The sequence below is a fragment of the Roseibium sp. M-1 genome (genome assembly GCF_054515675.1).
The window spans coordinates 3,315,105-3,327,424 of record NZ_CM137257.1 but is presented as its reverse complement, the minus strand read 5'-3'; the positions used below and the strand labels follow the sequence as shown (position 1 = coordinate 3,327,424).

Here is a 12,320-nt window from a genome sequence, read left to right as displayed (position 1 = left end):
TGATAGGATGCCAAGCCTTTCCTGCCAGCCCTTGGAAAGTCCGGCCGGCTGCGCCACATTACGCGGGTAAACATGCCGGGCAGGCCAAAGGGATCGACCCGCCCGGTCATTGCGGAGACCTGCCATGTCCTTCATGACCATGCTGACCAAGAAATTCTCGCTGCCGGCCAGGGACGAGGCCTTGCCTGGACGAGCAGACGCGATCCGCCCGGCGGAACCGCATTTCGTCAGCGGCCGGCCGCTGACCGGTCCCTATCCGGACACGGTGCGGACAGTGCTCTTCGGCATGGGCTGCTTCTGGGGGGCCGAGCGCCTGTTCTGGCAGCTGCCCGGGGTCTATGTCACCTCCGTCGGCTATGCCGGGGGGCATACGCCCAACCCGACCTATCATGAGACTTGCACGGGCCGCACAGGACACACCGAAGCAGTGCTCGTGGCATACGACCCGGCCGAAATATCCTTCTCCGATCTCCTGAAGGTGTTCTGGGAAAATCATGACCCGACCCAGGGAATGCGCCAGGGCAACGACACCGGCACCCAGTACCGCTCGGCGATCTATGCGAAGTCGGCGGAGGATCTTGCCGAGGCCGAACAGTCCAAGGTGGCCTATCAGGCTGCGCTGAAGGCAGGCGGCCATCCGGCGTCGATCACGACGGAAATCCGCCAGCTCGAAGAATTCTTTTTTGCCGAGGACTACCACCAGCAATATCTCGCCAAGAACCCCGCCGGCTATTGCGGCATCGGCGGAACCGGCATCGCCTGCCCGGTCGGGCTCGGACAAAGCGCCTGAGAGACCTGTGACGGTTTTCAGGCATGCTTCCGGGACGGATTTTCGCCCCGGATCTGGACAGGATCAGCGATCCGCGCAGGTTTCCATGCCTGCGCCAACGGTTTGAAGTGCAAGGCCTTTCCGTTGCGGCAAATGCTTCCACTTGCAGTGTGATACGCAGTGCAATCAGGAATAAGGCTTTGTTTTTCAACGGTCTAAGTGACGCGTTTCAATCTTTGTTAAATCCGCTGTGTCATTGTTAACCCTATGCGCTCCCGCACAGAGGTTGGACCCCCACAGAGGTTGGACACGGTGACCGGCTCCCAGAAACTGTTTGCGACAGCCTATTTCCTGGCATGCGTCCTTGTGATGCTGCTGGCTGCGTTGTTGCCGCAAGGAGCAGGGCCTGTCGCGGTCTTCGCAAGTCCCTACGGCAAATCCGCGGTCGAGGTGATTGCCGCGGCCGGCGGACGGATCGTCAGCGCCGGTGACCATGACTTCGTTGCGGTCACAATGGCCAGGGATGAGGATTTCATCGCCAGGCTCTATGCGTCGGGAGCAGGATTTGTGGCGTCTTCCACCGCGGCCGCAGCCTGCGCGCGCTGGAACGGCGTTTCTCTGGAGAAGGCAATATGAAGACTGAAGCAGCACAACTCTCCGCGCTGGACATGTTCCGCGAGAGGTTTTCCAGGATGGTGATCCACTTTACCTGGTTCAATGTGTTTCTGGTCATGGGAACCGCCTGGTGGGTGGGGCACGTGTCGCTGGTGGCCGTTTGCGGCGGCGCGCTGCTGCTGGGTGTTGCCGCGACGGCGGCCTGGGTGAAGTTCGGGGCAGGAATTGAGACACGCCTTGCAAGTGCCATGTCCCTTGCGGGTCTTGTGGCCCTCTTCGTAGCCTCCCTTTCGGTGCCGGCAGGTGAGACGAGCTATCAGCTGGATGGGCACATGTACTTCTTCGCCGTGTTGGCAATTCTTGCTGCCTGGGTCGACTGGCGTGCGCTTGCCGCCTATGCGGCCGTGGTCGCCGTGCACCATCTGGCGCTGAATTTCGTCCTGCCCTGGGCCGTCTTTCCAAACGGAGCCGATCTTGGCCGTGTCGTTTTCCACGCGCTGATCGTGGTTGTCGAGGTTGGTGTCCTTTGGTGGATGACCGACTGCATTGCCCGTGCCTTCGCGATGTCGGATGCCGCCTTGCACGATGCAGAGAGCGCGCGCGAGAAAGCCCTGGCGCTGCAGGAGCGCTCCCGGGAGCAGGACGAGATCGAACGCGGCAAGCAGGCCGCCGTCGGCGACCGGATTGCCGCCTTCCGGCGCGATATTTCCGCCAAGCTCGACGGGGTCGGCGTGAAGGCCCGCGAAATGCGAGCCTCCGCCCAGGAGCTGGGATCCGTGGCCGAGGCGACGACCGGTCAGGCAGCTTCCGTCTCGGACGCCTCCGCGACCGCCTCTTCCAATGTGCAGATGGTGGCTTCGGCCGCCGAGGAACTGTCCTCGTCCATCGCCGAGATTTCCCGGCAGGTGGAACAGACAACCGGCATCGTCAACAAGGCGACGGAAAATGCCCAGACCAGCAACCGCAAGGTTGCAAGCCTTGCCGAGGCCGCGAGCCGCATCGGAGAGGTGGTGACGCTCATTCAGGCGATCGCCGAACAGACCAACCTTCTGGCGCTCAACGCCACCATCGAAGCCGCCCGCGCCGGGGAAGCCGGCAGGGGCTTTGCGGTCGTGGCGGCGGAAGTCAAGGAACTGGCTACCCAGACCTCCAAGGCGACCGAGGAAATCGGTGCGCAGATCTCTGCCATCCAGGCAGAGACCAAGGGCGCGGTCGAATCCATTGGTGCGATCGCCGCCATCATGGACGAGGTCAACAGCTACACCGCCGCCATTGCCGCCGCTGTCGGCGAGCAGGGGGCGGCGACCCAGGAAATTTCACGCAATGTCGCCGAAGCCGCAAACGGCACCGGCCGGGTCGCGGCCAATATCGGCGGTGTGCGCGAATCGGTCGAACACACCGGACGGTCGGTCGGATCCATGATCGGTGCCGCCGAGACGCTGGACCGGGAAACCGCCGACATGCGCCAGGCCATCGACATCTTCCTCAAGGACGTTGCCGCCTGATCGAAAGCCGGCGTGGCACTCTGGCAAGTTTCAAAAGGCCGGTGGTTTTCCGCCGGTCTTTTGCCATTCAAATCCTGCTCTCCGCTTGACCTGATGTCGCATGGATGCCATGAGCCGCCCATGAGAGGCCACCGGCGCGGACGAAAACGCGGCACACTGGCGTCCTGATTACCCGAACCGGAACCCTGCGCCCGATGCCTGACCGCGCGTTACAGCCTGGATCGATCCTGCTTCTGGATCTTCTGAAGAAGCGGTCCGCGCTCTGTTTCAGGGCTCCGAGCGAGATTATCTCCTGCACGCGCCTGGAAGACGTCCGGCCCTGTCTGCGGCGACTGGAACACGCCCAGGCGGCAGGGCGTCACGCAGCCGGATATCTCGCCTATGAGCTCGGCTTTGCGTTTGAGGAAAAGCTCAGCCAGCGTTTTGAGGAAACCGGCGAACCCTTGCTCTGGTTCGGTCTTTACGATCCGCCACGGGAAATGTCTCTTGACGATGCGCGGGCGCTGCTGGCGGATGCAAGCGACGGGCAGGCGGCAGCCTTCGGCAAGCCGGGTTTCGACATGGACCGGGATAGCTATGACGCTGCCTTTGCCAAGGTACAGGATCATCTGGCCAAGGGTGACATCTACCAGGTCAACCTGACCATGCGGGCAAGGTTCGGCCATGACGGGCCGCCGGAGCAGCTGTTCCTGGATCTTCTGCGCCGTCAGCCGGTCGAATTCGCCGCCTTCCTGCGCCTGGAAGACCGTACGATCCTGTCGCTGTCGCCGGAGCTATTCCTGCAGCGCGAAGGCACGTTGCTGCGCACCAAGCCGATGAAGGGAACCGCACCGCGTGGCAGAAACGCTGCAGAGGACGGCACAATTGCGCGCATTCTCGCGAGCGATCCGAAGCAGCGCTCCGAGAACACGATGATCGTCGACCTGATGCGCAACGACTTGTCGCGTATTGCGGAGACCGGAACGGTCAGGGTGACGAAGCTCTGCGAGGTGGAGCGCTACCGCAGTCTCCATCAGATGACCTCCACCGTGGAGGGGGATGTGCCGCTATCCGTCGGCTTTGCCGAGGTGATCGAAAACCTTTTTCCATGCGGCTCGATCACAGGTGCCCCGAAGCTGAGCGCCATGCAGATCGCGAACGATCTGGAGACCGGCCCGCGCGGTGTCTATACAGGCTCGATCGGTTATCTGGCGCCCAGTGGTGACTTCCGCTTCAACGTTGCCATCAGAACGCTGGTCCTGCGGCAGGACGGCAGCGGCGAGGCGGGCACAGGCTCCGGTGTCGTCTTCGACAGCGGCGCGGCGCCCGAATATGACGAATGCGCGCTGAAACTGAAATTCCTGACCGAGGCGACGCCGGACTTCGAGCTGATCGAGACGCTGGCCTTCGATCCGGGGGAAGGCTACCTGCTGCTGGAGCGCCATCTGCAGCGCCTGCAGATGTCGGCGGCCTATTTCGGTTTTGCCTTCTTGGAAGAACGGGTGCGGATGGCGCTCGCAGAGCGGGCCTCCGGCTTTGCCGCACCGATGCGGGTGCGCCTGCTCTTGGATGCCGGTGGCGGCCTGTCGATCACTGCGACGGACCTTGCCCCGGTGGATCAGGGCACGGTGTTCAACCTGGTTCTGGCCAGCGAGACGACCAGTTCCGCCGACCGGTTCCTCTATCACAAGACCACCAACCGCGCCTTTTACGACGACACACGCATGCGCTATCAGGCCGAGACCGGCTGCCAGGAGGTCTTGTTCCTGAACGAACATGGCTATCTGACCGAAGGCAGCTACATGACGCTCTTCGTCAAGCGGCAGGGCCGGTTGCTGACGCCCGCACTTCGCCATGGCCTGTTGCCCGGCACGCTCCGGGCGGGCCTGCTCGAACGCGGCCTTGCGGTGGAAGCGGACCTGACGCCGACGGATTTGCAGACAGCGGACGAGATCTATGTCGGCAACTCGGTGCGTGGACTGGTACGGGCGCGGCTGCTGGCCGGGCGCGGGGCGTTGCAACAGGACATGCAGGCGCAGGGCGGGTCAGAGGCGCAGCGCAGGACCGGGTGAAGACACCAGCAGGTGGTCAGGCCAGGTTTTCTGCCGTACTTCGCTTCGCGTGACGTGAGAACGTAAGCTTCGCCCGGCATCAGAACGGGATGCTCAGGCGGAGCGAGCCGCTGTTCGTGGCAAGCTTGTCTGAAAAGTTGCCTTCGTATTCGACACGAAGATCGAAGCCTGATGTGCTGGAAACTTCCAGACCTGCCCCGATCGATGCAAAAAGATCTTCGTGATCGAGCGACGTCCTGAAGGATCCCGTACCCGTGGGAGCCGCTGCGAAACGGGCACTCGTTTCCCAGCTGTCATCCGACAGGAAGGTCATGCCGACACGTCCGAAAAGGCGCAGGCCGGTTCCGTCCTTTGAGGTGTAGCGGCTGCCGATCTCGAGGGAAGGGGAGGCGGCGAAGATCCAGTCTCCGGAACCGTCATATTTCAGCCCGTAGACTCCCGTTTCCTGATGTGCGCCGACATGGGTGTAGACGGCGTCCAGATCGACATAGGGCTTGGCATAGAAACTGGAGGCGGCGAAAGTCCGGGCGATCCTTGCACGAACGCCACCGGTGAAAATATCGGGCGAGCTTGAAAGTGTCTCCGAGATCCCGGGAAGAGAGGTCCTGCGGTTGATGTCGTAGGTGCCGTAACCACCGGACAAAGCTCCGGCCAGCGTCCAGTTCCCGATTTCATGCTTGAGGCTGAGGCCGAGGAAGCCGTTGGTTCCCTTGCCGCTGACGCTGCCAGACGATTGGCTCAACCAGCTCTGCGCTATGGCGGCCGCCCCGCCGACAAACCAGCCCGGCGCAACTTCCCCCTGAGCGCCCATCGAATAGGTCAGCGCATCGACGCCATAGCTTGGGGAACGGCCGATCGCATTTCGATGTCCGGTTCCGGCCGCGGCGCGGGCCCAGTAACAGGACCCTTCCGACAGGAGAGCGTTGTCACCCTCAAAAACGGGGCAGCTCATGAGACTGTTGCTGAAGCTGAGCGACTGGAAGCCCTGTTCGACAGCAGGTGCAAGGCTGGTCTGCGGAAGCAGTTCGCTCAATTGCGCCGCGTAGCTGGCCGAAGAATTGTCCACCTGGTTGGCCAGGACACCGAACAATGCACCGAATGCGTCGTTGCCGCCTGCATCCCAGATCTGTTGCAGGTTCCCGGCAAGTTCACTCTGGTCGGAATTGAGCTTCACCTTGTCCGTTGGTGTGAAATCGGCGGAATTGATCGAGAAGTAATGATCCGGTCCTATATTGCTTACTTCATAGTCGAAAATCAGAGAAGCCTGAGGCGTCAGCGTGCCCGTAGACGTCCCGCTCACGGTCAGGAAGCGGGTTTGCACGTTTGGCAGCAGGCTGATCGCCTGGATCCCGAGCGTTCCGGACAGCACCGCGTTGCCGCGGACGTCCAGAAGGTCGGACTGTGCGTTGCTGAGGTCGATATCGGCGACCAATGTGCCCAGGGCGGACTGCTGGAAATCTCCGGTCACGACGGTCGTTCCCGCACTGCTTTCCCGGTTGAGGAGGAAGCGGCCGTTGTTGACGACATTTGCACCGTAGAAATAACCGCCGGCGAGTGTGCTGGGCGAGTTGTTGGTAACCGTGCCTGCCGTATTCCCGTCGTCGTTGCTCAACAGGACGTCGCCGGAAAGGGACGCAGTGTCATTGACCGTCACATTGAGGAGCGCGCCGTCGGCACTCGTTCCCGAGCCGTTGAAATGGACCGCATAGTTCTCCTCGTAATCGATGCCGGTTCGATAGGCGCCAGACTGCACCACGGCATCGCCATTGAGGACAAGGGCATTGTCGTTTCCGCCGGCTACACGGATTGCGGCTGCGTGGTTGTCATATCCGCCGGTCACCGTTCCGCCGTTGTTGACGGCAATATCGATCTGGCCGTTTCCGTCGGGTCCCTGGCTTTGGGCGAATATGCCGATCCCACGTTCACCGGTTGACGAGACGGCATTGGTAACGGTCAGAGCAACGTCTCCACCGCTCCCGGAACTGTCTGAAGCCGTCACGCCGGCAAAAGCACCGTTTCCGGTGCCGCCGAAACCGCCACCGCCGCCGATGGACTGTGCGAGGATACCGATGGATTCGGGATTGTAGGTATAGACCGGGGCATTGATGTTCAGCGTGACCGTTCCGCCGTCGCCACTTGCCCCGTCCGAGACTTCGCTGCCCGCACCGGTTCGCAAGGTCAGCAGGCCACCGGTCGGATCGCCGCCAAGACCGCCGCCGCCACCGATGGACTGCGCGATGATGCCGTGCGCACCATTGCCCTTGGTGACAATGCCCGCGCCGCCGGTAAGATCGAGTGTGATATCGCCGCCGTCGCCGGCCGCCCCACCCTTGCCGCCGATCGCAAGATCGAGATTGTTCTGGACGCTCCCCACGACACCAAGACCGCCGCCTCCGCCGATCGACTGCAGAAGAATGCCTGAAGCGCGACTGCCTAAGGTGGAAATGCTGGCGTCGAAATCCAGATCGATCTCGCCGCCGTCGCCCGCAACGCCCCCCTTGCCGCCGATGGAAGCGCTGATTTCTCCGCTGCGTATGGCTGTCCCTTCGCTGCTGCTGCCGACACCGCCCGTGCCGCCGCCGCCGCCGATGGATTGCGCCACGAAGCCGAACGCGTCGTCTCCGGCTGTGGTGATGGTAATGCTGCTGCTTTCAGAGGTTTGAACCTGACCGCCATTGCCGCCGGCACCACCCGTACCGCCGCCGTCGCCCCCGATGGCCATCGTGCCCGTCTGGCTGTCCGACCCGTCGCCGCCCTGACCGCCGCCGCCGCCGATGGACTGCAACAACATGCCGAAAGCGCCGTATCCGTAGGTGCTGATGGAATTGGCGTTACTGCCGTCGATCCAGATCTCGGCCTGACCGCCATCGCCGCCCGTGCCGCCGCGGCCGCCGACGCTGATTTCGACATTCGCCGTGATCGTGCTTCCTGCGGCAACGGACGATCCGCCCTGGCCACCGCCGCCGCCGATCGATTGCAACACCACTCCGTCGGCCCAATCACCGTAAGTCGTTATCCGGCCGGCGTGATAATATTGTACGGGATCTCCAGCACCGCCGCTTCCGCCTTTGCCGCCGACGTCCACGGTCAGCTGGTAGGTGGTGCCGGCGTCCGTCAGACGGCTGATATCGTCTTCCAGGTTGCCGATAAGGTCGAGGATCTTGTGCGAGGACGCGTCGTTGCCGAGCGATCCGCCGATACCGCCGCCGCCGCCGATCGACTGAAGCACGACACCATCCGCGTCGCCGCCGAACGTCTCGATGACACCGCGTTGTTCGACATAGACAACACCACCGCTGCCTCCGTCGCCGCCGATGGCGCCAATACCGACATCAAGCCGCCCGGTATAGCCGTTCACATCGGCTGCGACATAGAGCGTGCCGCCCTGGGAATTCCCCCCGCCGCCGCCAATCGATTGCGCGACGAGACCCTTTGAACCGGACCCCTGGGTCTGGATCGTGTAGCCGGCATAGTTATAGACGTCGACTTCGCCGCCAAAACCACCAGAACCGCCTTGCCCGCCGAGATCTATCTGGGCCTTGACGCTTGCGACGCCGCCTTGTGAATACGCGTTGCTGTTGCCAATGCCACCATTGCCGCCGCCACCGCCGATGGATTGAGCAAGAACGCCGTGGGCGCCGTCGCTGACGGTCAGAAGGGTTCCGGCCGGCGCAGCCGATGTCAGTCGCGATGCGCTTGTATCCGTTGAGTTGGTGCCAGCACGTTCCGTCCCGAGCGCGACAGTGACGTCGTTGCCGTTGCCGCCGCTCGAGGTGTTGAAATCATAGTTGTTGTTGATGTCGTGCATGATATTGCCGGTTCCGCCTCCCAAGGCGGTTCCGGCCGTCACTTCGACCGTGTCCTTGTCTCCCAAAGTCGTCGTCAGGACCGAGGCATCGCCGCCGGATCCTCCGCCCCCGCCGATCGACTGGGCCATGATACCGTGCGCAGCATCGCCGATTGTCGTGACGGCACTGTTCTGGTCGAGCTTCACCCTGACACGTCCGCCATAGCCCCCATTGCCTCCGTTCCCGCCAACTGCCGCCTGGAAATTGAAGGCGACCGGGACATCCGTTCCGGTCGGGGCGGCAACCAGAAGGTCTTTTGCCGAAACGGCGCCGCCGGAGCCACCGCCTCCGCCAATCGATTGGGCGAGAACGCCGATCGAATTGTTGGGCGCGCTGCTGTCCGTCGACTGGGCGGCGAGACCCGTAACGATGCTGCTGCCGGAAAGGTCGACAGTCACCGAACTGCCGTTGCCGCCGTCGCCGCCACTGCCGCCGAGGATCAGTGCAGCATTAAAGCCGATCGTTGCATCGAAGTAGCTAGCACTGCCGCCTGTGCCGCCGCCGCCCCCAATCGATTGTGCGATCAGGCCCGCAGACTGCGCACCTGCCGTCGAGATAGACAGGCTGTTCTGACGAATGGAGACGTCGCCGCCCGCTCCACCAGCACCCCCCATGCCACCGGTCTGAAACGCAATGAACGAATTGACGCTGTAGTTCTTGTCGCTGCCGCCGTTGCCGCCGCCGCCGCCAACCGATTGCGCGATCATGCCGGGCGCAAAATCGCCGTAGGTGAAGACGTTGGCATTGCCGTCGTCTTCGGAAGCGTCGAGATCCGGGAGATCGGCAATGTCGCAGCTTACGGTGTTGTTCACGCAGACGGTGCCGCCCGAACCGCCCCCGGATGCCGCGCCGCCAACGCCGATGGAGACGATGTTCGAAAGCGTTTGCGAACTGCCGCCGTTACCGCCGCCGCCGCCGATGGATTGATAGATCGCGCCCGCGGACCAGTCGCCCGATGTCAGCAGCGTACCGATGTTGGAGATTGCGACAGTGCCGCCGTCACCTCCGGCTGATCCCGTGCCGCCGACGCCGGCAATGCCGGACGCGTCGCCGCCCGAACCGCCACCACCGCCGATGGACTGGACAATTGTCGCGACCGCAGCCTCGCCGCTGGTCGTCACCGTTCCGGTGTTCGACAGTCCTGCAGCGCCGCCGTCGGACTTGGTTGAACCGGCCGCATTGCCGCCGACACTGACGAAACCGGAGGCAGACCCCGCAGCACCGCCGCCACCGCCGATTGACTGGACGACAATGCCCAGTCCGTTGAAACCCTGCGTCGAGATGGCGGCGTTTGAGTTCACCGTGGCGGTGCCTGCGGCGCCGCCACCGGCGCCGTCTCCGCCGAGGCTCACGAGGGTGGACGTATTCACGCCGCCGGCACCGCCGCTGCCGGCGATCGATTGCGCGACCACTCCGAAAGCGTGATCACCAGTCGTCATTATGGACACGGCATCGCCTTGATCGATGGAGACAAGCACGTCACCCGCGTTGCCGCCGTTACCGCCATTTCCGGACTGCCCGCCGAGGACACTGACGAAGTCGCTGCCGGTGCCGCCACCCCCGCCGACGGAATGCGCGATGATCGCGGAAGAATAGTCGCCTGTCGTCTGAATGGCAGGAGCATGAAGATCGAAATCGTCAATGGTGACCGTTACGCTGCCGGCATCGCCACCGAACCCGCCGCCGCCCCCGGTTCCGGCAAGGGCCGTCCCGTCGCCGCCGTCGCCTGCGTTGCCGCCAATGCTCTGGGCGACGATGCCGAAGATGTTGTCGCCCCTTGTGGACACGCTTCCACTTTCGGAAAGAGTGACCGTAACCGCGCCCGCCTGTCCGCCGTCTCCTCCGGACTTGTCTTCCGAGGGACCGGTTCCGCCATCGCCGCCCGCACTCCTGGCGAGGATCGCCGCGCCGGGCTCGTAGACGGATCCGCTCACATCGAGCAGAAGCGCATTATTGTTTTCAATTGTCACGGCACCACCGGCACCGCCGTTGCCGCCGTTGTCGCTGTTGTCCGTGGACGCGGAACCGTTGCCGCCAAGGCTGTACCCGGCCAGAGCGAAGAGGCCGGTTCCTTCGGTTGCGGTGGCGTACCAATAGATGGATCCGGCCGTGTCGTTCGATATTTCGACTGTGCCACCGGACCCCGCATTGCCGTTCCTCTGGCCGCCGTTGCCACCAAAGGAACTTGCGACAAACCCGCCGCCGGTGCCCGCACCAGTAAAACGGTTCGAGCTCGATCCGATCAGGAACGGAAAGTCGGAAGCAATGTCCAGATGTATCGAGCCTCCGTCGCCGCCGTCGCCGCCAAGCTGATCGTCGACGACGAAGTTGTTCTGGGCGCCACCCAGACCGCCACGGCTTTCAAGGCCATAGAGCGTGAAGCCATAGATCGAACTGCCGGAGACCGAATAGCTGAAAGCGTCGCTGTATCCGGAATACATGGAAACCGAAATATCGCCCCCGTGTCCGCCGGTGCCGCCATTCGAATTGTTGTCGCCGTTGTCCTGATCGCCTTCGCCGCCATAGGACAAGGCCGATACGCCATAGGTCGGCGCCGCAATCAGCGTATCCGCCTGGTCGACATTGATGATAAATCCGGAGTCGTTGTAGATCGTGATGTCGCCGCCATTTTTGGCAGCGCCGCTGTCCACGCCGTCGTCGCCCTCCGTCCTCAGGTACCATGCTGAGAAACTCGTGTAGTCGCTGTGCGAATAGGGCACATTCATCTGCTGCGTGGCGTAGTTCGTTATGGAAATGTCCTTGCCGTCTCCATCTGTCTGGGTTCCGACGTTTTCGTAATAGATCCCAACGGCTGAATTCGATCCCAGGAACGTGCAAGTGACGGACTCACTGCTCTCGACACAGTCGTCGGCATATGCGGCTTGAAGGTTCATCAGGCAGGTAACGGAGACAGTTGTTAACAGGAGCGCCTTTCGCCTTAAAATTGAAGCGTTCGCCGTGCTTTCCCGGTCCTGCTTTCCAAAAATGCTTTGCATGACAATTTCCTTTAGCAAGACCCCGGAAGCGATTGCTTTCTGTCCGCGGCGGCAGGGAGAAGGTTGATGGCCGAAGCTGTTCTGACGGCTGCAGGGATACAGAACCCGGCATCTTTCGGGAGACCGTGCGGTTGTGATCTGGAAGGCTTCAGGCGGTCGGGATGAAGACAGGCTTGCCCGCACACGCCAGCGTGGCCCCACCGGTCTGGCCGGGACGTAAGGCTGGAAATATCGGGCGAGGCGCCAGGATGTGTTCCTGGCGGATAGGCGGCCGCAACCGCGGTGATTGCCAAACCGGGATATCGGGTCGAAGAGGCCATTTTCCGTAAATCCCCCAATGCAGCATCGTCGTGCCCACGACTGCAAACATTGGCGTGATTACAATTGTCTCACTGCCCGGATTCCACCCATCAATACTAATCAATTCTGACGGATTCTAACGAGACTTGCTTCCTTTCGGTGACACCTGCCCAAAAAACGGGCGACCCTCTTCGCTGCCACAAATCTGTTACTTGAACGGCCCAGGCCGATCGGCC

At 62.6% G+C, this 12,320-nt stretch carries 5 protein-coding genes; 4 read left to right on the top strand and 1 reads right to left on the bottom strand.

The genetic code is table 11. The annotated features are described in order from the left end of the window. Positions 1-124 precede the first annotated feature (124 nt). From msrA to pabB, 4 genes are all read left to right on the top strand, one after another. On the top strand, positions 125-790 hold the full coding sequence (gene msrA, locus ACX3M4_RS14985; RefSeq protein WP_459353807.1) for a peptide-methionine (S)-S-oxide reductase MsrA: 666 nt from the start codon (positions 125-127) through the stop codon (positions 788-790). A 291-nt stretch (positions 791-1,081) separates the two neighbouring features. Continuing rightward, positions 1,082-1,405: a hypothetical protein gene (locus ACX3M4_RS14980; RefSeq protein ID WP_459353806.1), complete on the top strand. Its 324-nt coding sequence runs from the start codon at positions 1,082-1,084 to the stop codon at positions 1,403-1,405. Further along, complete coding sequence (locus ACX3M4_RS14975) at positions 1,402-2,889, top strand: methyl-accepting chemotaxis protein (protein WP_459353805.1); 1,488 nt, start codon at positions 1,402-1,404, stop codon at positions 2,887-2,889. Before ACX3M4_RS14980 ends, ACX3M4_RS14975 begins: the two co-directional genes overlap by 4 nt. A gap of 194 nt (positions 2,890-3,083) precedes the next feature. Then, a complete protein-coding gene (pabB, locus tag ACX3M4_RS14970) occupies positions 3,084-4,940 on the top strand; it encodes an aminodeoxychorismate synthase component I (protein WP_459353804.1) in 1,857 nt (618 codons plus the stop codon). Positions 4,941-5,019: 79 nt separating this feature from the next. Here pabB and ACX3M4_RS14965 read toward each other — a convergent pair whose 3' ends face one another. Beyond that, entirely contained in the window at positions 5,020-11,784 is a 6,765-nt protein-coding gene (locus ACX3M4_RS14965) for an autotransporter outer membrane beta-barrel domain-containing protein (protein ID WP_459353803.1), read from the bottom strand. Between the last annotated feature and the right edge of the window lie 536 nt (positions 11,785-12,320).